Origin of the sequence: Streptococcus mitis, from assembly GCF_005844455.1 — a bacterium.
Taxonomy (GTDB): Bacteria; Bacillota; Bacilli; order Lactobacillales; family Streptococcaceae; genus Streptococcus; species Streptococcus mitis_BF.
In genome coordinates this window covers 1-21,138 of the sequence record NZ_SPGF01000001.1, presented here as the reverse complement: position 1 = coordinate 21,138, position 21,138 = coordinate 1, and the positions used below count along the sequence as shown (strand labels likewise).

Annotated in this window: 18 protein-coding genes and 3 pseudogenes; 3 read left to right on the top strand and 18 right to left on the bottom strand. The window is 41.7% G+C overall.

Annotated features, from left to right (window positions below; genetic code table 11):
- Positions 1 to 27 precede the first annotated feature (27 nt).
- The 6 genes from FGQ53_RS00120 to zapA form a co-directional block, all read right to left on the bottom strand.
- Positions 28 to 309 (bottom strand): CD1845 family protein, encoded by a 282-nt coding sequence (locus FGQ53_RS00120; RefSeq protein WP_064083398.1) that lies wholly within the window; start codon positions 307 to 309, stop codon positions 28 to 30.
- 11 nt (positions 310 to 320) lie between these two features.
- Positions 321 to 1,169: a KilA-N domain-containing protein gene (locus FGQ53_RS00115; protein WP_064083399.1), complete on the bottom strand. Its 849-nt coding sequence runs from the start codon at positions 1,167 to 1,169 to the stop codon at positions 321 to 323.
- Between the two features lie 59 nt (positions 1,170 to 1,228).
- Positions 1,229 to 2,767 (bottom strand): DNA methyltransferase, encoded by a 1,539-nt coding sequence (locus FGQ53_RS00110; RefSeq protein WP_138335088.1) that lies wholly within the window; start codon positions 2,765 to 2,767, stop codon positions 1,229 to 1,231.
- Positions 2,768 to 2,948: 181 nt separating this feature from the next.
- Positions 2,949 to 5,285, bottom strand: coding sequence for an endonuclease MutS2 (locus FGQ53_RS00105; protein ID WP_138335087.1), 2,337 nt, complete (start codon positions 5,283 to 5,285; stop codon positions 2,949 to 2,951).
- Between the two features lie 216 nt (positions 5,286 to 5,501).
- Positions 5,502 to 6,050 (bottom strand): CvpA family protein, encoded by a 549-nt coding sequence (locus FGQ53_RS00095; protein ID WP_138335086.1) that lies wholly within the window; start codon positions 6,048 to 6,050, stop codon positions 5,502 to 5,504.
- Positions 6,047 to 6,349 carry a cell division protein ZapA gene (gene zapA, locus FGQ53_RS00090; protein WP_000002019.1) on the bottom strand — a complete coding sequence of 101 codons (303 nt, stop codon included), beginning with the start codon at positions 6,347 to 6,349 and terminating at the stop codon, positions 6,047 to 6,049. The genes FGQ53_RS00095 and zapA overlap by 4 nt, the downstream gene beginning before the upstream one ends.
- 86 nt (positions 6,350 to 6,435) lie before the next feature.
- On the opposite strand from zapA, the gene rnhC reads away from it, so the two are divergent.
- The 3 genes from rnhC (at position 6,436) to FGQ53_RS00070 (ending at position 10,534) form a co-directional block, all read left to right on the top strand.
- Positions 6,436 to 7,317, top strand: a complete 882-nt coding sequence (gene rnhC / locus FGQ53_RS00085; RefSeq protein ID WP_138335085.1) for a ribonuclease HIII — start codon at positions 6,436 to 6,438, stop codon at positions 7,315 to 7,317.
- Positions 7,318 to 7,320: 3 nt separating this feature from the next.
- Entirely contained in the window at positions 7,321 to 7,935 is a 615-nt protein-coding gene (gene lepB / locus FGQ53_RS00080) for a signal peptidase I (RefSeq protein WP_001083986.1), read from the top strand.
- A 232-nt stretch (positions 7,936 to 8,167) separates the two neighbouring features.
- Positions 8,168 to 10,534 carry an ATP-dependent RecD-like DNA helicase gene (locus FGQ53_RS00070; RefSeq protein WP_138335084.1) on the top strand — a complete coding sequence of 789 codons (2,367 nt, stop codon included), beginning with the start codon at positions 8,168 to 8,170 and terminating at the stop codon, positions 10,532 to 10,534.
- A gap of 152 nt (positions 10,535 to 10,686) precedes the next feature.
- Here the strand turns inward: FGQ53_RS00070 and tig are convergent, their stop codons facing one another.
- The 12 genes and pseudogenes from tig to cbpF form a co-directional block, all read right to left on the bottom strand.
- The gene (gene tig, locus FGQ53_RS00065; protein ID WP_138335083.1) at positions 10,687 to 11,970 is read right to left on the bottom strand and encodes a trigger factor; all 1,284 of its coding nucleotides are present in this window, start codon (positions 11,968 to 11,970) and stop codon (positions 10,687 to 10,689) included.
- 81 nt (positions 11,971 to 12,051) lie between these two features.
- Positions 12,052 to 12,189 (bottom strand): annotated as a pseudogene (locus FGQ53_RS00060) (DNA alkylation repair protein); the annotation flags it as partial.
- 15 nt (positions 12,190 to 12,204) lie between these two features.
- Positions 12,205 to 13,010, bottom strand: a protein-coding gene (locus FGQ53_RS00055) for an IS5 family transposase (RefSeq protein ID WP_138335082.1) whose coding sequence is annotated in 2 segments (ribosomal slippage) — positions 12,205 to 12,633 and positions 12,636 to 13,010 — 804 coding nt in all. Because the reading frame shifts where the segments join, the coding sequence is not laid out codon by codon here.
- Positions 13,011 to 13,044: 34 nt separating this feature from the next.
- Positions 13,045 to 13,578 (bottom strand): annotated as a pseudogene (locus FGQ53_RS00050) (DNA alkylation repair protein); the annotation flags it as partial.
- Entirely contained in the window at positions 13,579 to 14,211 is a 633-nt protein-coding gene (locus FGQ53_RS00045; protein WP_138335081.1) for a response regulator, read from the bottom strand. It abuts the pseudogene before it with no gap.
- Between the two features lie 13 nt (positions 14,212 to 14,224).
- On the bottom strand, positions 14,225 to 15,220 hold the full coding sequence (locus FGQ53_RS00040; protein ID WP_138335080.1) for a sensor histidine kinase: 996 nt from the start codon (positions 15,218 to 15,220) through the stop codon (positions 14,225 to 14,227).
- Positions 15,217 to 15,915, bottom strand: coding sequence for a cell wall-active antibiotics response protein LiaF (gene liaF, locus FGQ53_RS00035; RefSeq protein WP_138335079.1), 699 nt, complete (start codon positions 15,913 to 15,915; stop codon positions 15,217 to 15,219). Before liaF ends, FGQ53_RS00040 begins: the two co-directional genes overlap by 4 nt.
- Positions 15,916 to 15,991: 76 nt before the next feature.
- Entirely contained in the window at positions 15,992 to 17,002 is a 1,011-nt protein-coding gene (fni, locus tag FGQ53_RS00030; RefSeq protein ID WP_138335078.1) for a type 2 isopentenyl-diphosphate Delta-isomerase, read from the bottom strand.
- Positions 16,986 to 17,993: a phosphomevalonate kinase gene (locus FGQ53_RS00025; protein ID WP_138335077.1), complete on the bottom strand. Its 1,008-nt coding sequence runs from the start codon at positions 17,991 to 17,993 to the stop codon at positions 16,986 to 16,988. Before FGQ53_RS00025 ends, fni begins: the two co-directional genes overlap by 17 nt.
- On the bottom strand, positions 17,980 to 18,933 hold the full coding sequence (mvaD, locus tag FGQ53_RS00020) for a diphosphomevalonate decarboxylase (protein WP_138335076.1): 954 nt from the start codon (positions 18,931 to 18,933) through the stop codon (positions 17,980 to 17,982). Before mvaD ends, FGQ53_RS00025 begins: the two co-directional genes overlap by 14 nt.
- Positions 18,915 to 19,793, bottom strand: a complete 879-nt coding sequence (mvk, locus tag FGQ53_RS00015; RefSeq protein ID WP_138335075.1) for a mevalonate kinase — start codon at positions 19,791 to 19,793, stop codon at positions 18,915 to 18,917. Before mvk ends, mvaD begins: the two co-directional genes overlap by 19 nt.
- 229 nt (positions 19,794 to 20,022) lie before the next feature.
- Positions 20,023 to 21,007, bottom strand: a pseudogene (gene cbpF, locus FGQ53_RS00005) (choline-binding protein CbpF).
- Positions 21,008 to 21,138 lie beyond the last annotated feature (131 nt).

Sequence of the window (21,138 nt, the reverse complement as noted above, 5' to 3'; positions counted from 1 at the left end):
GATTTATATTCCATCGTCTTAGATCTCTTATATTTCCTTTAATGTATCTTTCACTACTTCAAGGTATGCTGTAATCCACAGTGCAATTTTAGGTAGTCCATAAGGACTGATTAAGAATGCTAGAAGTAATGCTACCATTCCAGTTGCCATATCTTTTTGTATGAAGCAAGCTACTGCTCCAATAAATACTAGAAAAGATATTATACCTAAAATCATTCCACTAACTTTTATAATAAATTTTAGAAAAGCAATTAGTATCGACAAGAGCAATATTATTGGAAATAAGATAATTTTCAATGCCCATTTCATAACAGACCTCTCTATTTCTTTGATTTATCCTCTAAACTCTTAATACCTGTATTGTTCAACTTTTCAATTGACATCAGCTGAGTTCTGGCAAGCTTTCTAAGTTCTATCATTCTTTCTTTTTGATCCATACCTTTACCAATAAGAATTGCATTATAGCTTTCCATATTTGCAAGAACAAGTAATTCATTCAGACTTGCATAGTCTCTCATATTGCCCTTTAACTCAGGATTTTCTTCACGCCACTGTTTAGCTCTCTTGTTAAACAAGGCTACATTGAGCATATCTGCTTCACTTGCATACTTGTAAGACAACTGTTCGTTGGTAAGATCTTTTAAGAGATATTCTTTGATTGCGTCTGTATGAATTTTGTAGTTAATCTTGGAAATTTCTCGATTAAGATTCCAACCTAATGATAGCTTAGAGTTTTCATCTGACTTAAGTCTTTTGTAATCCTGAATTACATACATCTTAAATTCAGCAGAAATCCATGAAGCAAATTCAAAGGCAATATCTGTATGTGCAAATGCACCACCGTATCTTCCGCCTTTTGAGATAATTCCGATTGCGTCTGTTTTTTCTACCCATTTCTTAGGGGACAGTGTAAAGGAATTATATCCAGCTTCCGATTTAATTCGGTCGAATTCGACCGAATTGAAATTCATGTTGTTTAAGCTTTCCCATAAACCAAGAAATTCAATTGTATCTTTTCTTCTCATCCAATTTTTAATTACATCACTTGGTTCATCGCTTTTATATCTAGCAATATCCGTTAGACTTATATAGTCGTTTTGAAAGTCTTCAGTATAAATTTGAATAGCAAATCCTTTTGCTTCAATCGTCTCTTTTTTTTCCTTGGACATATGAGTTCCTCCTTTATGCTGATGTACTGTTTACAACATTTATTTTCTTAATAACTGCTCTAAACAGCACACCAACGATTCATTTTTTTGATTTTAAACTTTGGTAGAAGCTCTAAAACCCTTGTATTTACTTGACTATTTGCCTGTGTCATTATTATGACACGAAACCCCATGAAGAAATCAAGAACGATATCATTTTCGATTGTAGAAATTTGTAAAATATCCTTTATCAGTCTTTCGGGTTTTGCATACGAAAAAGCATCACGATTAGACAAGTTAGTCATTTCATCGTTTCCATCTTTATTTTTTGTTTTAGCTAATAAATCCGTAATAAATTCTTTTAACAAGGTATCACTACTTGAATAAACTGGTTTTGACTTAGACATATCTTCATCTTTAAAAACACGTCTAAAAGGTCTATCGCCTTTCATAAAATCATAGTCGTCTGGAAATCCAATTCCTCCATTTTGATACCACTCATAGAATGTATCTTTTGTAACAGCCCACGAACGGTTAGGATTAACAGGGTATTCTTTACCTGTTTTGGGATTGATCATTGTAAAATTAGAATTTGGTCGTTCAATTACTGTTCTTTGACTTGTTAAATCAGCTGTACGCCAAGGACGATTAGGAAAATCTGGAGTTTCATAATATTTTCGTTCTACTTCACGACCAACGATTGCATCGCCTTCGTTTCCTTTTGTGTATACTAAAATCCAATCAAAATCCTGAGAAAAGTTAAAAGGAACATCCGATTTTCCATCACGAGTTTTTCTTGGTAGTGTCCCAATAAACTTATCTTGTCCAAAAATAGAATCACTTAATACTTTTAGATAGTGCATACCATCTTCACCCGTATGAATCCAAATAGAACCTTTATCACTAAGTAACTCTTTAGCTATTTCTAATCGATTTTTCAAAAATACCAACCACGTTGACATTTTAAAATTGGAATTGTATTGAAAAGCATCTCCAATATTTTTTCGAAAATAGTATGGAACGTCAATATAAATCAACTTGACCTTCCCAGCAAAGCGTTTCTTGAGGCTATGCAGTGCAAGAAGATTATTTCCCTTGATAATAAGGTTATCTGTATCCTTTAACTCCTCAACCTCGTGCTCACCGTCTTTATCATAACGCTTGAAATTGCTCAACACCTTCTCGTCTAGCAAGCGATTGATTTCCGCTGGAGCAAGCGTCTCGTTAAAGAAAATCTCTTGACGTTTCACATCGTCCTTGGTTTGCCCTCCCTCAAGCACACAATCTTTATAAGGAAAATTTAGCACAACTTCTTTATTTTCAGAAAGATAGTTTCTGTCTGGCGCCCCAAGACCTATTTTTGTTTTGTAGGCTGTAAAGCTGTCTGGCAAGAACTCCTTGTTATTTAGAAATTGCAAAAAGATATCTTTCTTAAAGACCAACACCCCATTTTGTAGCTTTGAAAAGAAATGATTGGTCATTTTTTCATTACTCATCAACTGATTGAGTAAGTCAGGACTGTACTGCCTTGCCAGCTCAGCCAGCTTATTTTTATTTAGCACACCGTCCACTAAAAACTTGGGATTTTTAGAGAGAACCTGCTCCAATTCGTGCTTCATATACGGAATCTCCTTCTCACTTAAAATTTGTGAAGAGCTGATAGTATTCCTTTATATGTATATATAAAGGAAGGGTATACCCTTCGGTTTTATTCAATTTTCTAGTTCTATTATAGCATATTTGAGCATGTTTAAAAGAAATGATAAAAAAGCTTGAGGACAACATTTCCTCAGGCTTTTCTTATCCTTTAAAGGTCACAATAGTCGCGCCACTGCCTCCAGCATTTTGTGGGGCATAGCCAAAACTCTTGACATGTTTGTTTCTTTGCAAGTATTTGGTAACTCCTTCACGGATGACTCCTGTTCCGATACCATGGATGATATCAACTTGAGCCATATTGTTAAGCAAAGCTTGGTCGATAAAGGCATCTAGCTCATTCATGGCTTCTTCATAGCGTTTGCCTCGAAGATCCAGTCTTGCTTGTGGACCTCGGCCAGAAGTTCGTTTCACAACATTGACCTGTTTCTTCTTGACTTGCTTTTCTTGCTGGGCTTGAACAAGATCAAATTCTTTTTCCTCCAAGGTCATCTTGATTAATCCGACTTGGGCTTCCCAGCGGCCATCCTTAAGCTGACTTGTCAAGGTACCACGCTGACCGTAACTGAGAACCACGATATCATCTCCCGCCTTTGGAGCTCGTTTTTTCTTGGCCTTTTGAAGGACCTTGTTTTTAGACAAGTCCACTTTTTCAGGAGCCAATTTTTTCAGCTTGGCCTTGGCTTCAATGATTTCATGGGGTTTGAGTTGAGATTTGCTATGGAGATTCTTGAGAATCTGGTCACTTTCACTGAGGGCCATATCCACAATCTCAGCAGCCTGTTCACGCGCCTTGTTGAGCTCCGTTTCCTTTTCACGATTGAGCTCGTTGTAGAGTTTTTTGAGAGCACGGTTCATCTTGAGATTTTCTTGCTCCACCTCACGGATATTGTCCAAGCGTTTGCGACTCTCTAGCGTCTGCTCTTCTAGTTGCTCAATGATACGATTGACATCATTATCCTGATCGACCTGCTGGCTAGCATCTCCTACGATGACATCTGACAAGCCCAGACGTTTGGCAATTTCAAAGGCATTGCTTCGACCAGGCACGCCCTGCATAAAGCGATAAGTCGGGCGAAGAGTCGCAGTATCAAACTCCATGCTGGCATTTTGCACAAAGGCTGTCTCGATACCATAAGCCTTGAGTTCGGGATAGTGGGTAGTCGCCATGGTCTTGACTTGACGTAAACGAAGATCCTCCAGAATAGCCATGGCAAGAGCAGCTCCTTCTTGAGGGTCTGTACCAGCCCCCAACTCATCCAAGAGTAAAAGGGAATGTTGATTGACCTTTCCAAGAATATCCACGATATTGGTCATGTGGCTAGAGAAGGTAGACAAGCTTTGCTCAATAGATTGCTCATCGCCAATATCAGCAAAGATTTCTTCAAAAATACCAACACGACTTCCCTTGTCTGCTAAAATCGGCAAACCAGACTGAGCCATAACCTGCGTCAAGCCCAGAGTTTTAAGCATGATAGTCTTCCCACCTGTATTGGGACCTGTAATGACAATGGCTGTTAAATCTTGGCCAAAATGGACATCATTTGCGACGGCCTTTTTGACCAAAGGATGGCAGACATGGAGCAGTTGAATCTCCTGATTTTCTGACAGCTGAGGTACAACTGCTTGTCTTTCTTGGATAAAACGAACCTTGGCACGAATCAAGTCCAGATGTCCGATAATCCAAGCATCATTGGCAATCTCAGTAGCATGAGGGCGGACACGTTCAGAAATTTCTTGGAGAATGCGAAGCATTTCATAGCGCTCATCTGCTCGTAAACTAGCAATTTCTTCGCTCAGTTTGACCACCTCACGGGGTTCGATATAGACGGTGTTTCCACTAGCAGAAATATCATGAACAACACCTGCAATCTTGTTGCGATAAGTATTTTTGACTGGTAAAACCTGACGGCCATTTCTGCTAGCAACAATTCCTTCCGTCAACATCTGCGCTTTTTGCTTAAGCAAGTCTTGTAAAACATCGCGTACCTGACTTTCGCTATCATGGATTTTTCGACGGATTCGCGCCAATTCTTCACTGGCGAAATTTTCAATGAAACCTGCATCATTAAAGGCTTGGAGATTTCCTTGTAATTGCGGAAAATCATGTAATTTCTCAAACCAAAGGGCTAATTCTGTCAAGCTGACATTTTCCAGATTGGCATAAAAACTTTGCAGTTCTCTGCTGGAAAGAAGTACGCGCTTCAAGAGTAGGAACTCCTCAATATTGAGGTCTGCTCCCATCTCCAATCGCTTGCAGACTCCTGCGATTTCCTTAGTTGCGAGAATGGTAAAATGCGGTTGCTCGACAAAGAGAGACTGCATTTCCTTCATCTCAGCAAAAGCCTGTTTGATTTTATCCGCTTTAGCAGTCGGAGCTAGCTGTCTCAATTGCTCCAAACCCTGCTCAGTCAACAAATGAGGTTCAAACAAGGCCTTGACCTTATTGAACTCTAATGTTTCTAATATTTTCTTGTTCATCTTTATTTCCTTGTCTTTGAATGTCTAGGTGTATTATGCTCAATGAAAATCAAAAAGCAAACTAGGAAGCTAGCCGCAGATTGCTCAAAACAGTGTTTTGAGGTTGAGATGGAAGCTGACGTGGTTTGAAGAGATTTTCGAAGAGTATTAGCTTTTTACATTCTGATAGATTCTAGTCAATCTGTAAACAAAGGGCTAGGAAAATTCCTGCCCTTTTTATCCGATTAAATTTGTCACCCAGATTTGTTTGAGCCAACTGGTTGTTACTGGTATGCTCTGGATGATGTATTTTGCAACGATACTCTTTTCAAGAGGATTTTGTATAGCTGCCAAGGGAATGGTCGCCAAGATAGTCAAGGCCATTTGCAAGACAAATAAGGTCACCAACATGGACAAGATACCTGCTGAAACTTGGAACAACTTGCCACCCAGTTTTTTACTAGGAAGTAAGTGTAACAGGAGACCAAGCAAACGACCGATGCTATAGACAATCCCAAATACAAGCAAGTAGCCAATCCCTGCGTAAAAGACCTTATCCAACTGAAAGAGTTGATCCGATGGGAAAAAGAAAGTTCCCTGACCCTCCTGCGGGTTTGCATAAGGGAGCAATAAATGGAATTGCTCACCAAGCCCCTTGTAAAACTGGCCAGCCACAAAAGCAGATGCCATGGCTGAAATCAGGTAGTAAAGCTGTAAGAGCAGGCCTCTCCGATAGCCGATATAAAATCCCCAAGCCAAAACCAATAGAAGAAGGAGTGAAATCATAAGGAATCCTCAATCTTGCTCTGTTCTTGCTTGCAAGTCACGAGTTTGTGACGGAGTTCTTCGAGTTCTTGCTCCTTATCGTCAAATTCAATCTCACGGCTGAGTTGAGTTGACAAACAGTTGACTGCCAACAAAAGAGCGATTGTTTCATCGTCTGCACTAGGCATTTGTTCTTTAATTGCTTGGTATTTTTCTGTCGCAACCTTAGCGATTTCCTCCATAAAAAGGTTATCATGCTCGCTTGTCAAGGTTAATGATTTTTTCCCGAATGTAAATTTGAATCGATTTAGATTTGCCATAAAATTCACCTCACGATATTATACCAAAATTCGCTAACTTTGTCAGTTTTTACAAATTCTCCTGCTTTTGTGGTACAATAGAAACTATGGCAAGTATAACACTCACACCAAGCGAAAAGGAGATTCAGGCTTTTCTTGAACACTATCAAAGCAGTCTGGCTCCCAGTAAGAATCCCTATATCCGCTACTTTTTGAAACTACCTCAGGCAACGGCTTCTATCTATACTTCTGGAAAGGTCTTGCTTCAGGGTGAAGGGGCTGAGAAATACGCCAGTTTCTTTGGCTATCAGCTTGCAGAGGAAATCAGCGGACAAAATCTTCCTTTGATTGGGACAGATGAGGTAGGAAATGGTTCCTACTTTGGTGGGCTTGCAGTTGTGGCTTCCTTTGTCACACCTGACCAGCATGACTTCTTGCGAAAACTCGGTGTGGGAGATTCTAAGACTCTGACAGACCAAAAGATCCGTCAGCTTGCTCCTATTCTCAAGGAAAAAATCCAGCACCAGGCACTCCTTCTCTCACCAAGCAAGTACAACGAGGTCATCGGAGACCGCTACAATGCTGTTTCGGTTAAGGTTGCCCTCCATAATCAGGCTATCTATCTCCTCCTTCAAAAAGGTCTTCAGCCTGAGAAAATTGTGATTGATGCCTTTACCAGTGCTAAAAATTATGACAAGTACTTGGCACAAGAGGCCAATCGTTTCAGCAATCCTATCAGCTTAGAAGAAAAGGCTGAGGGCAAATACTTGGCTGTCGCAGTTTCTTCTATCATTGCGCGTGATCTCTTTCTGGAAAATCTTGAAAATCTGGGACAAGAACTGGGCTATCAACTTCCAAGTGGAGCTGGAACGGCTTCTGACAAGGTGGCTAGCCAGATTTTACAAGCCTATGGTATGCAGGGACTTAACTTCTGCGCCAAATTGCACTTTAAAAATACTGAAAAAGCGAAAAAACGCTTAGAAAGGTAAGTTATGAATTCATTTAAAAATTTCTTAAAAGAGTGGGGATTATTCCTCCTGATTCTGTCATTACTAGCTTTGAGCCGTATCTTTTTTTGGAGTAACGTCCGCGTAGAAGGACATTCTATGGATCCTACCCTAGCGGATGGCGAAATCCTCTTTGTTGTCAAACACCTCCCTATTGACCGTTTTGATATCGTGGTGGCTCATGAGGAAGATGGCAATAAGGACATCGTCAAGCGCGTGATTGGAATGCCTGGCGACACCATCCGTTACGAAAACGATAAACTTTACATCAATGATAAAGAGACGGACGAGCCTTACCTAGCTGACTACATCAAACGTTTCAAGGATGACAAACTCCAAAGCACCTACTCAGGCAAGGGATTTGAAGGAAATAAAGGAACTTTCTTTAGAAGTATCGCTCAAAAAGCTCAAGCCTTCACAGTTGATGTCAACTACAACACCAACTTTAGCTTTACTGTTCCAGAAGGAGAATACCTTCTCCTCGGAGATGACCGCTTGGTTTCGAGCGACAGCCGCCACGTAGGTACCTTTAAAGCAAAAGATATCACAGGGGAAGCTAAATTCCGCTTCTGGCCAATCACCCGTATCGGAACATTTTAAGAAATCGAAGAGGCCGAGAATCAACAATCTCAGCCTCTTCTTCTATCGTGAGAAGGGATTGGTTGTTGACTAATACTCAATGAAAATCAAAGAGCAAACTAGGAAGCTAGCCGCAGGTTGCTCAAAACAGTGTTTTGAGGTTGCAGATAGAGCTGACGCGGTTTGAAGAGATTTTCGAAGAGTATAAAATAAAAACAACCCCAACTCTCACCTATTCATGCAAAGGAATTTTATGGAAGTTTATTTTTCAGGAACCATTGAACGGATTATTTTTGAAAATCCCAGCAATTTTTATCGTATCCTCCTCCTAGAAATCGAAGATACAGACGCAGAAAATTTTGATGATTTTGAAATCATTGTCACCGGTACCATGGCTGATGTGATTGAGGGCGAAGACTACACTTTTTGGGGGCAAATTGTCCAGCACTCCAAGTATGGAGAACAACTGCAAATCAGCCGTTATGAACGCGCAAAACCAACTAGCAAGGGCTTGGTCAAGTACTTTTCAAGTAGCCATTTCAAGGGAATTGGTCTCAAGACAGCTCAGAAAATCGTGGACACCTATGGCGACAATACCATTGACGAAATTCTGCAACACCCAGAAAAGCTAGAAGGCATCGCAGGACTCTCTGCCAAAAATCGCGAGGCTTTCGTCTCCACTCTCCATCTCAACTACGGAACGGAGATGGTCTTGGCCAAACTAGCCAACTACGGGATTCCCAATAAACTAGCCTTCCAGATTCAAGACTTTTACAAGGAAGAAACCCTTGATGTGGTTGAAAATTATCCCTACCAACTGGTTGAGGATATCAAGGGCTTGGGCTTTACCATTGCTGACCAATTAGCGGAAGAACTAGGTATCGAAAGTCAGGCTCCTGAACGCTTTCGCGCCGGTCTAGTACATAGTCTTTTTCAGGCCTGTATGGAAACAGGGGATACCTATGTTGAAGCACGGGATTTGCTAGAACAAACCCTTACTCTCCTTGAATCTTCCCGTCCCGTGGAACTGGATCCCAGCCAAGTGGCTCAAGAACTTTCATACCTGATCGAAGAAGACAAGGTTCAGCAGATTGATACTAAAATCTTTGATAATAGTCTCTTTTTCGCTGAGGAAGGCATCCGCAGTCACTTGGTTCGTATCCTTGAAAAAGGAAAACAGAAGAGTCAAGATTTAGAAACTATTCAAAAGCATATCACTACTGTCGAGCAAGAACTGGGAATTGAGTATGATAGCATTCAAAAACAGGCTATCTGTGATGCTATCCAGAACAAGGTCTTTATCCTAACAGGTGGGCCCGGTACTGGTAAGACGACTGTTATCAATGGGATTATCGCTGTTTATGCCCTTATAGAAGGACTAGACCTCAGGAAAAAAAGCAACTTGCCAATTCTTCTTGCTGCTCCAACTGGCCGAGCAGCTCGGCGCATGAATGAATTGACAGGCTTGCCTAGCGCGACCATACACCGCCATTTGGGAATGACAGGAGACGACGATACCAGCCATCTGGAAGATTATCTGGATGCTGACTTTATCATTGTTGACGAATTTTCTATGGTCGATACTTGGCTGGCCAATCAACTCTTCTCCAACATCTCTTCTAATAGTAAAATCCTCATCGTGGGCGACAGCGACCAACTACCGTCTGTCAGTCCTGGACAGGTTCTAGCGGATCTGCTTCATATTCCTTTGATTCCTCAGACTCGCTTGGAAAAAATTTACCGACAAAGTGAAGAATCAACTATCGTTACCCTAGCTAGCCAGATTCGACAGGGTATCCTGCCAGCTGACTTTACCCAGAAAAAAGCAGACCGTTCCTATTTTGAAATTGCTAGCGGTCACATTCCTGCCACCATTGAGAAAATCTTAGGCGCTGCCCTCAGAAGTGGCATCCCTGCCCGTGATATCCAAGTTCTAGCTCCTATGTACCGAGGGACGGCAGGGATTGATGCCATCAACCAGCTCATGCAAGACCTCCTCAATCCACCACAAAAAGATCAACTCAGTTTTGAGGCTCCCCAATGCCACTATCGTAAGGGCGACAAGGTCATTCACCTAGTCAATGATGCTGAAATCAATGTCTTTAATGGAGATTTGGGAGCCATCACAGACCTGATTCCTGGAAAATATACCGAATCGAAACAAGATGAGATTGTCATTGATTTTGATGGCAATGAGGTCTCTTACCCACGTAACGAATGGTACAAGATTCGCCTGGCCTATGCCATGAGTATCCATAAGTCTCAGGGAAGTGAGTTCCCAGTTGTCATCCTACCGATTACCAGTGCTAGCCGACGTATGCTGGAGCGGAATCTCATCTACACAGCCATTACACGCGCCAAAAGCAAACTTATCTTACTAGGCGAATTACATGCCTTCGACTATGCTACCCAACACATCGGAACAGCCCGAAAAACCTATCTGATTGAACGCTTCAGCGATTTAATTGAAAATGTTGAAGAAAAGACACAAGCTGTCTCTGAAACTGCCACATTAACTGACTCTGAACAATCCTACATCTTAACCGAAGAAAACTGGGACAGCATCCCAGCCATGATTGGGATAACAGAAGCAAATCTCAAAGAGATTTTTGGAAAATAGTGCACAAGAAAACCCACCAATTCAGGTGGGCTTTTTGTTTATTAATCTCAATGAAAATCAAAGAGCAAACTAGGAAGATAGCCGCAAGCTGTACTTGAGTACGGTAAGGCGACGCTGACGTGGTTTGAATTTGATTTTCGAAGAGTATAAGATTATTTAACTGTTGCTGTGCTTGTAATCAATTCAACAGCTTTTTTGATTGTGATATCGTGTTTCAACATATCAGCTGAAAGCAAGCTTTGTACTTGAGCAACTTCCATGTTGTAGTCTGTTGCCAATTGCTCGATTTCTTTTTGGATTTCTTCTTCTGAAGCGTCAAATCCTTCAGCTTTAGCAACTGCTTCGATAACAAGGTTAGTCTTGGTACGTGACTCAGCCTCTGCTTCGTATTGTTTGTGAAGGTCTTCTTGAGTAGTTCCAGTGATTTGGAAGTACATGTCAGGATTGATACCTTGACGTTGCAAGTTTCCAAGGAATTCATTAACTGAACGGTGAACTTCTTCGTGAATCATTTCTTCTGGAAGTTCTACGATTTCAGCGTTTTCTACAGCTTTATCGATTGCTGCACCTTCAACGGCATCTTTGTAAGCTTCTTCTTTAGCAGCAGCCAATTCCTTGCGGTATTTTTCTTTCAATTCAGCAAGTGTTTCCACTTCTTCGTCGATGTCTTTTGCAAGTTCATCGTCAAGAGCTGGAACTTCTTTAGCTTTTACTTCGTGGATAGTTGTTACGAATTTAGCTTCTTTACCTGCAAGGTCTTCTGCTTGGTAGTCTTCTGGGAATGTTACGATAACGTCAACAGTTTCACCAGCTGAGTGACCTACCAATTGGTCTTCGAAACCAGGGATGAATTGACCTGAACCAAGTCCAAGTGAGAAGTTTTCACCTTTTCCACCGTCAAATTCAACACCATCAATAGAACCAACGAAGTCAATGACAACAGTGTCGCCGTTTTCAGCAGCAGCTTCCTTGATAACCAATTCAGCCAAGTTGTTGCGTTCACGTTCGATACGCTCTTCGACGTCAGCGTCAGTTACTTCTTTTTCTACATCAACTGATACTTCAAGGTTTTTATAGTCACCCAATTTTACTTCAGGTTTTGTCACGACTTCGGCAGTGATAACCCAGTTTTGACCTTTTTCCATTGAAGTCACATCGATTTTTGGTTGTGCAACGACTTCAAGCCCAGCTTCTTTTACTGCAGCTTCATAAGCGTTTGGCAAAAGTGCGTTCATTGCATCTTGATAAAGAGCTTCTTCACCAAATTTTTGGTCGAAGATAGGGCGTGGAAGGTGACCTTTACGGAAACCAGGAACGTTAAGAGTTTTCTTTACTGAGTTAAATACACGGTCCAATTCTGGTTTGATTTGGTCTTGAGAGATAGTGAAAGTCAAGACACCACGGTTTGTTTCTTTGTTTTCAAATGATACAGACATTCTGTCATTTCTCCTTAAAATTTTTAATACAGTCCATTATAGCATAAACAGGCGACTTTTTTCAAGTAATGACTGCGCTTTTCAATGATGGGAGAGGTACTTGCTCGCTTCTTTAATACTAAGATCCGCCATTCTTTTCTTATTTTTTTCAATAAAACGTGCTACCCATTCGGGATTGGTTTTAGAGTAGTCTCTTAGAGCCCAGCCGATGGCTTTATCAGACTTCCTGCGAAACTAAAATCCTAGCTCACGGTTGATAATGCCAGCAATCAAATTCATTCGTAATCCAAACCGTTTGCGTCGATTTCGATAGGTTGTTAAAAATATTTTAAACGTTTTTACTTTGGCAAAAATATTCTCAACCTTGATTCTCTCTTTGGATAGCGCATGGTTATAGGCTTTATCTTCAAGAGTTAGTGGCTTCAGTTTGCTTGATTTCCTCGGAGTTTGCGCTTGTGAATACATCTTCATGATCCCTTGATAACCACTGTCTGCCAAGATTTTACCAGCTTGTCCGATGTTTCTGCGACTCATTTTGAACAACTTCATATCGTGGCAATAGTTCACTGCAATATCCAAAGAAACAATTCTCCCTTGACTTGTGACAATCGCCTGAGCCTTCATAGCATGATATTTCTTTTTACCAGAATAATTGGCTAGTTGATTTTTTTAGGACGATTGATTTTTACCTCTGTTGCATCCACAATCACCGTATCCTCAGCACTAAGATGAGTTTTTGAAATCGTAAAACCACTTTGAATAAGAGTTGCTTCAACCCATTGACTCCGACGGATTAAGTTGCTTTCGTGAATGCCAAAATCAGCCGCAATTTGTTCATAAGTGCGGTATTCTCGCATGTATTGAAGAGTAGCCATGAGGAGATCTTCTAAGCTTAACTTGGGAGTTCGTCCACCTTTTGCGTGTTTATGTTGATAAGCTGTTTTTAACACAGCTAACATCTCTTCAAAAGTAGTGCGCTGAACACCAACAAGGCGCTTAAAGCGTGCATCAGTTAATGGTTTACTTGCTTCATAATTCATAGTTTTATTGTATCATATTTTGTTTCGCAGGAAGTCTATTAATAAAAAATTCTGTCTGGTCCAGATTATTTTGCAGGATCTTTTCCATCAGTTGGACATTGGTCTTCGCTTTTCTTAACAACTGGTGGTCAATAGCGACTCGTCTCAGCCAGATATTGTCTGACAAGCTCCATTGGAGGATTATTTTTTCCAGTTCCGGCTTGTCATACACCAAACTCCCTACTACGCGATCTAGGATATCCACCGTATCCCACCAAGACTTGGTAACAACCAACTGCTCTAGCTTAGGCAAATCGCTGTCCTTTAGATAAGACTGCATTGCTTTCAAATAATTGGCAGCCACATACTGGTATTCTCTAGACTCTTTTTTCCAGCAAGTATCTACAAAATCCCAATCGATAATCTTTGTTTTTTTCGCTTCTGGAAAGTATTTTTTATAGAGTTTATTTCTTTCTGGCGTCGCAACGCCTAGAAAGGAAAATTGATGGCGCATATAGGCCTCCATGGGCCCTGCTTTTTTAGAATCTTTTGCTGCTTCTAGCTCCTCAAGTAAATCAGTTAAACTCATCTAAAACTCCTCATGCCCCACCAAATGGTGCTGAAAGGCATAGACCGCTACCTGGGTGCGATCGCTGACCTCAAGTTTGGCTAGGATATTGGACACGTGAGTCTTGACCGTCTTGAGAGAGATAAAAAGCTCATCTGCGATGCGCTGATTTTCGTAACCCTTAGCAATCAGTTGGAGAACGTCTCGCTCACGCGCAGTCAGCTCCTCATGAAGCTCCATATGATTGCGGTGGTATTCGACCTTCTTGCTAACCTCTTGCTCAATGGCAAGCTCCCCAGCAGCCACCTTACGGACAGCGTGGAGCAGTTCATCTGCACTAGAAGTTTTGAGCATATAGCCTTTGGCACCAGCATTCAAAACAGGCATAATTTTTTCATTGTCCAAGTAAGAGGTAACAATCAAAATCTTGGCTTCAGGCCATTCTTTGAGGATGGCTAAGGTCGCATCAATTCCATTCATCTCAGGCATGACAATATCCATGACAATGACATCTGGACGCAATTCCAAGGCCAAGTCAATGCCTTGAGACCCGTTTGCCGCCTCGCCCACAACTTCTACATCGTCTTGGAGGTCAAAGTAGCTTTTCAAGCCCAATCGGACCATTTCATGGTCATCTACCAGTAAAATTCTCATCTTTACTCCTTTATCATTCCTTATCGAGCAAGGGAATACGGATATCAACTGCCAGCCCTTGCTTAGGAGCTGTCAATAACTGAACCCTTCCTGCCATATCTTCAACCCGCTCCTTGATATTGCGGAGTCCATAACTCAAGTCGTCTAAACTCCCTAACTGGAAACCAATCCCATTGTCCACCACCTTCAGCTGCAATTCAAGATCCGTCTGATAGAGATAGACATCTAGGCAAGATGCCTGGGCATGGCGGAGGGTATTGCTAATCAACTCCTGCAAAATGCGGAAAATATGCTCCTCAATCTTCTTGGGCAATTTCGTCACATTTTGCTTAAGACTAACCTTGAGATCACTCTTGTCCTCTAGCTCTTTTAAGAGGATTTGAATCCCCTCAACTAGACTCTTCTCTTCCAGCTCAACTGGTCGCAAGTGCAGGAGCAAGACTCTCAAGTCCTTCTGAGCTGTTTCTAAAATGGCTGTAACACTCTGCAACTGGGTCTGCATCTTTTCTCTATCCAGTTTCAAAGCCTGCTGACTGACACCTGACAAAATCATGTGGGCCGCAAACAATTCCTGACTGACGGTATCATGCAAATCTCGAGCAATCCGCTTTCGTTCCTTCTCGATGATTTCCTCTTCCTGGGCAAGACTTTGATTTTCAGCCTTTTGAAGTGCTTCTGTCAAAAGGTTAAGTTTGCCTGACAAGGACTTGAAACTGGCATCCAAATCTGGATCTGCAACCTGAACCACTTCTTGCCCTGCCAACAAACGCTTGAGATTGGCCTGCATTTTTCTTAGAGAAAGCTCTTCCACACCTCGCCACAACAGGGCTAAGAGACAGGTCATGGACATACTGAATACCAACAACAAAAAGACAAATTTTTCTGTTTTTTCGACATCATTCAGGAAAATAGACCAGTCAAAATCAAGAATTTCCAATAAGCTGTGGGACAGAAATAAGACAAACAGGAAAGAGGTGAGGGCAATGATTACATAAGCTTGTTTTTTCATCCTCTGACCACCTCAACATCGCCAATCATAGTGGTCAAGAGAATCTTGACGCTCTTGTTACTTTTAAGATAGTCTCTTGTTTCCTGATGATAGTGTTCATTGCGGAGAGCACGCTTGGGCTGATTGAAAAAAGTCAAATCCCCATAGAGACAGTTAACACTGAGACTAACTTCCACATCAACAGGCACAATGATTTTGGTCGTTCCTACCATCTTTCTGAGGATAATGACATTGTCATGATTGGTTAAAATCACCCTCTCCAGATGAATGGTGTCTTTACCCATAAGACGAAAAAGATTGATATCATCAAACTGGCAAGTCTGGTAACTTGAAAAATGATGGAGATTCCCAAACCAACGATTTTTCTCCTTCTTAACCGTCATCACCTCTTCAAACACCAAATTGGTCTGCTCCTTTTCCTGGTTCATCATCGGATAAAGAAGAAAGAGGCTGTATATGACAGCAACAAAAATAGCTAAAATCACAAAAGGGTTGAGCACGACAATGAAAAAGAAGAGAATGGTTGCCACCACTAACAGAAGGTTATTGCCCTCTTTTCCAGTGTAATAGCGAATCAAAAGTAAAAAGAGGAATAGAATCAACAGAAAACGTGAAAAATGCTCTGAAACCATCAAAATCAGAGCTCCCGTCAAAAGACAGGCTTCGATAAATAAAAAGATTTTAAATTTTCTCATAGGTTGATCCTCTCCCTTCTATTTTATCACAATTCAAAAAAGTCACCTCGGTCTGAAGATGGAAAAAAGGCGGTGGTTACGCCTTTTTCATCTGATCATTTGCTTCTTTTAATTTTCCATAAAGAAGATAGTCTACTTTTTGTAAATCTGCTATAGTGGCACAATTAAGAGCACACATGATCAAGCGTAGATCTTCTTTCCAGCCTTGGACAATGCCGATCACTTCTTCAACTGTGTAGGTTTCAACCAATTCTAGAACTGTTCGAGACAGGCCTACAGCCTTAGCACCAAAGACCAAGCACTTAATCATATCCAGCGGATTCCGAATCCCTCCACTGACCAAGAGTTGAACCTTGTCTTTCCATTCTTGAGCATTGAGAAGGGCTTGCATGGTGGACTGCCCCCATTGATTGAGATAATCACGCTGACCACTGCGACGATTTTCGATATAAGCAAAGCTAGTACCCCCACGACCTGACAGGTCAAAGGTTCGAACACCCAGTTCATAGGCTCTTTCGATGGTTTTCGCATCCATTCCAAAGCCCACTTCCTTTAGGACAATAGGAACGGGGATTTGCTTGCTATAGTCTGCCAGATGCGATTGCCAGCTTCGAAACTTTCTTTCTCCCTCGAGCATGAGTAATTCCTGCATGACATTAACATGCACTTGAAGGAGGAGAGGATTCATCTCTTCTACAGTCTGAAGACCTAACTCGACAGGCTTGTCCAATCCAATATTGGTTCCAAGAAGGAGATTTGGATGACTAGACTTGACAGAAAATGAATCATCTGTAGGATTCTTGAGGGCTGCGCTATAAGAACCCGTCACAAACAAAATCCCACAGGCTTCCGCCACCTGAGCTAGTTTTTGATTGATTTCTCGTCCTTTATCACTTCCACCCGTCATGGCATTGATATAGAAAGGAAAATCCCACTTTCGACCAGCAAACTCTGTCGACAGATCAATTTCATCTAAATCATAAAGAGGCAAGGAAGAATGAATCAACTCCACCTCATCAAAGCTGTTATAGGAACTTTTCTGCTCAAGGGCATAGCGGATATGCTCGTCCTTACGATTTGTCGTCATGTCCCATCCTTTCTTGGTATAAGAGCTCAATCCCCAGATTGACCCAACGATTTTTTAAGGTTTCAGTCGATTGCGCATCAAAACTCAAGGCAATGCCACAGTCACCACCACCAGCTCCACTACTCTTGGCAACAGCCAGCAAATCTTGACTGGCTTCTTTCAGCTGTCTCAGCGAAGGTGTGTAAATATCTGCGTTCAAGGATTCTAAAAGTTGACTGGCTGTTTCCAGCCACTCTATGATTTTTTCTGCGTTCCCCTGCTCCAAGGCTTCTACCAAAGTAGCCACTGTTGCTTTTGAGGAAGTTAAAAAATTCTGATTGATCTTTTGCTTGATTTGCTTGACCATGTCACTAGATACGGCCACTTCCTTGGTCCATCCCACTAAGAAATCACATTCTATATCTGGTTTCACTTGTAAGATAGAAAAGCCCCAATCACGCTCCAAAACTGTCGCCAAGTTTTCTTCTTTCAACCAAGTTGCCACCTTTTGACGATCAAATGACCGGTAGAGAACCAAATCCTCTGCCACAATACAGGCAAGGTCGCCCATGGAACCATTGTCTCCTCGCTTGAGCAAGACAGCACTAGCCAGCTTAAACAAGAGATCTTGATTAACCGAAAGATCATATAGAGCAAGCAGAGCCTTGATAACCAAGACAACGACACTACCGCTAGAACCCAGACCAAACTTTTTGCCTTCTCGTTCCATTTTGCCACGGATTTCTAGAGAAAAAGGTCTTAAAGTTTGACCTCGATAAGTCAGGAAATCTTGCACTAAAGCAATTGTTTCTTGAATCAATCTATAGTCAGGATTTGGCGTCAAGTCCACTGCGAAATCAAACAGACCTGAATAGATACGGTAGCTGTCAGAAAAAGCAATCTCAGCCTTCATATAGATGGGAATGGCCTTTATCAAGGCCAACTGCCCTGGCTCTAAAATAGCATATTCACCAGCCCAATAGAGCTTTCCGCAAGTTTTAACAGCAATCATCTTGGCTCAAATCCTTTGTTTTTGACACAATCAAGCGGTAACGTTGACCGAACATTTCTGATAAATGCTCCAAGTCTTTCTCCTGACAGAGGACTTTGACATTGGGACCGGCATCCATGGTAAAGTAGCAGGCTTCCCCTTGCTCACGAAGCTGGCGGACAAAGTCCATCGCTTCATAAGTCGCATCCGTTAGATAAGAAAAGGCTGGACTAGCAGTTTTTGTCGTAGCGTGCATGGCTAGGGCATTTTTCTCCGTTAGTTCCCCAACCTTTGCAAAATCATTCTCTTTGAGATAAACAAGCATATCTTGATAATCCTTCTCAGACTGGCGCACCCAGTCGTCAAAAGTCGTCGAGGTTTCCACACAGAGTTTCATCCCATCACGGCTAGAAATTGGTTTTTTCTTGTCCTCTAGCACCAACATAACCATAGCTAGCTTCAAGTCTGTCTCTACAGGGTAAATTTCCCCACTATCCTTGTCCCAGGCACCTAGCGGTCCATAAAAACTCCGAGAAGAAGATCCTGAGGCAAACTTCGCTTCCTGAGCTAACTGACTTCTATCCAATCCAAGCTTGAAATAAGCATTACAAGCCTTGACCAGGGCGGACAAACCACTAGAACTTGAGGACAAGCCCGCTGCGGTAGGCATGTTGTTGTGGGTATAGATACGGACAAAACCTTCCCCAGCTGGACGGTAGCGGTCAATAATCTTACTCATCTTGGCATGCTCCGCCTCATTTTGTAGCTGACCATTGATATAAAAGGCATCAGCTGTCGCATCCGTCGGTAGAGATGACAAAGTCGTCTCCGTGTACATATTTTCCAAAGTCAAAGAAATACTGCTAGTAGCAGGAACCATCTCTTTTTCTTTTTTCTTTCCCCAATATTTGATAATAGCAATATTTGCGTAAGAACGTACTGTTACAGGCTCTCGATCCATGTCTGTACAGCTCCTTTCTCTTCTAATCTTTCTGCTAGTTCTTGAGCTTGAGTCCAATTGGTTGCCAAGGCGATAATACAGCCTCCTAGCCCACCACCACTCATCTTGGCACCCAGAGCACCGTGGCTAAGAGCCGTTTCAACCAAAGAATCTGACTCAGGACTACTAACACCAATTTCTTTTAAATGTAAATGCGCTTGACTGAGGATTTGTCCCAATCCTTCAGCATCTTTTCGTGAAATCGCATCTTCTGCTTGCTGAGTCAATTCCCCCAAGGCATGCAAAAACGGTAGGGCATCCTTGTCCTTGCTCTGAACCACCTGGATAGCTTCACGAGTGTGACCATACACGCCCGTGTCAGCAATCACCAAATAGGCAGATAAATTCATCTCAAGCTCTGTAAATCCTACGTTCTTGATAAAGCGAATAGGTTGGTCACTTAAACAGGTTTTAGCATCCAAACCACTAGGATTCATATGGGCAATCATCTCAGCCCTATTGACCAAGATTTCTAGTACATCATGTGGCAGCTCGGCTTGATAATAGTCAAAAACCGCACGAATGGCCGCTATGCTGATAGCCGCTGACGAACCCATTCCCCGTTTTTCAGGGATAGCCGAGTCAATCTCACAGCGAATGCAGGCTTCTTTGATATCCAAATACTCCAGCGAAGCATAAACTGCCATGGACAAGGTATCCTCCTCATAGAGACGCCAAGGACTCGCTGCAGGAACTACCTTACAAGTCACCTCCACCTCCAAAAGAGGCAGGGAAATGGCAGGATAACCGTAAACGACCGCATGCTCCCCTATTAAAATTATCTTACTATGTGCCTGACCGACACCAACTTTTTTTGTCATATTTTCCTTTTACTAGACGAAAAGATCGTCTCATACTCAATGAAAATCAAAAAGCAAACTAGGAAGCTAGCCGCAGGCTGTACTTGAGTACGGTAAGGCGACGCTGACGTGGTTTGAATTTGATTTTCGAAGAGTATTATTTTTTCCTACAAGTATTTATTCTCTCCTATCTATTTTATTATATTTTCACAAAAAAAGCGATTGTTTCCATTCACAATCGCTTCTTTCATTATTGGACCCATTCGCCATTATAGTTGACGTAGTAGCCATCTACGGTCGTATTCACTGCCAAAGCACCTGAGCTGTAAGCATAGTACCATTTGCTATTGACCTGGAACCAACCTGTCTTCATATCTCCATTACTTGCATTTAGATAATACCAAGTTGAACCATCTTTATACCAACCAGTTGCCATAGATCCTGATGAACGAAGATAGTACCACTTGTTGCCAAGGTATTGCCAGCCTGTTTTCATATCACCATTTGACTGGTCTAAATAATACCAAGTTGAGCCTTCCTGATACCAACCAGTCGCCATGGCACCTGACGAACGAAGGTAGTACCACTTGTTGCCAAGTTGTTTCCAACCAGTTTGCATTGTAGCAGTTGTTGGATCTAGATAGTACCAAGTTGAGTTATCATTGGTCCAGCCACGCACTAGCTCCCCAACCGTCAAACTGTCGATACGAGCATCGAAGCCACCACTCTTTTGTAAATAAATACCAGTGTCCCTCATCATAAATCCAACCAGTTTTTAAAGTGTGATAGCTACGCTGATCTTCAAAATAATAGACTCGTTTCTCTGCTGGACTATCATATTGTTCCCCATGGTGTTTGTTGGTATTTGTAGCAGTTTTTGCTTCCAAAACTTGCTTACCAACAAATTCTTGTAGTACCCCATCTTGACCAAAGTAATACCATTTTGGCATTGGCATATATTCTAATCTTAAACCATTTGGGTAAGGACCAATTGTACTACCTTTAGATGGAAACGGGATATACTGCCAGCCAACAACCATCTCTCCTGATACATGATCAAAATAATAGTACTTGCCATCAATCACTCGCCAAGCCTTTTCTTTGATGTCCCCCTTCTTGTAGTAGGTGCTACCATTTTCTTGGACAAATTGCCAACCTTCTGAATCAGCATCATCCGCCAATACTATACTTGTTGCTAGCGAGCTAAAGAAAAAGAATGCTAATGCGATTTGCATTCTTTTTCTTTAGTGTTTTCATTAGACCTATCCTCCATAACTGATTGTAGCAAATAGACTTCCTGCGAAACAAAATATGGTACAATAGTTCTATGAATTATGAAGCAAGCAAACAATTAACTGATGTACGA

Coding starts and splice junctions, on each gene's coding strand:
- FGQ53_RS00025 (WP_138335077.1), bottom strand. CDS start 17,993: ATGATTGCTGTTAAAACTTGCGGAAAGCTCTATTGGGCTGGTGAATAT.
- FGQ53_RS00095 (WP_138335086.1), bottom strand. CDS start 6,050: ATGATTTCACTCCTTCTTCTATTGGTTTTGGCTTGGGGATTTTATATC.
- lepB (WP_001083986.1), top strand. CDS start 7,321: ATGAATTCATTTAAAAATTTCTTAAAAGAGTGGGGATTATTCCTCCTG.
- FGQ53_RS00045 (WP_138335081.1), bottom strand. CDS start 14,211: ATGAGAATTTTACTGGTAGATGACCATGAAATGGTCCGATTGGGCTTG.
- FGQ53_RS00040 (WP_138335080.1), bottom strand. CDS start 15,220: ATGAAAAAACAAGCTTATGTAATCATTGCCCTCACCTCTTTCCTGTTT.
- liaF (WP_138335079.1), bottom strand. CDS start 15,915: ATGAGAAAATTTAAAATCTTTTTATTTATCGAAGCCTGTCTTTTGACG.
- FGQ53_RS00070 (WP_138335084.1), top strand. CDS start 8,168: ATGGAAGTTTATTTTTCAGGAACCATTGAACGGATTATTTTTGAAAAT.
- mvk (WP_138335075.1), bottom strand. CDS start 19,793: ATGACAAAAAAAGTTGGTGTCGGTCAGGCACATAGTAAGATAATTTTA.
- FGQ53_RS00120 (WP_064083398.1), bottom strand. CDS start 309: ATGAAATGGGCATTGAAAATTATCTTATTTCCAATAATATTGCTCTTG.
- mvaD (WP_138335076.1), bottom strand. CDS start 18,933: ATGGATCGAGAGCCTGTAACAGTACGTTCTTACGCAAATATTGCTATT.
- FGQ53_RS00115 (WP_064083399.1), bottom strand. CDS start 1,169: ATGTCCAAGGAAAAAAAAGAGACGATTGAAGCAAAAGGATTTGCTATT.
- zapA (WP_000002019.1), bottom strand. CDS start 6,349: ATGGCAAATCTAAATCGATTCAAATTTACATTCGGGAAAAAATCATTA.
- FGQ53_RS00105 (WP_138335087.1), bottom strand. CDS start 5,285: ATGAACAAGAAAATATTAGAAACATTAGAGTTCAATAAGGTCAAGGCC.
- FGQ53_RS00110 (WP_138335088.1), bottom strand. CDS start 2,767: ATGAAGCACGAATTGGAGCAGGTTCTCTCTAAAAATCCCAAGTTTTTA.
- rnhC (WP_138335085.1), top strand. CDS start 6,436: ATGGCAAGTATAACACTCACACCAAGCGAAAAGGAGATTCAGGCTTTT.
- fni (WP_138335078.1), bottom strand. CDS start 17,002: ATGACGACAAATCGTAAGGACGAGCATATCCGCTATGCCCTTGAGCAG.
- tig (WP_138335083.1), bottom strand. CDS start 11,970: ATGTCTGTATCATTTGAAAACAAAGAAACAAACCGTGGTGTCTTGACT.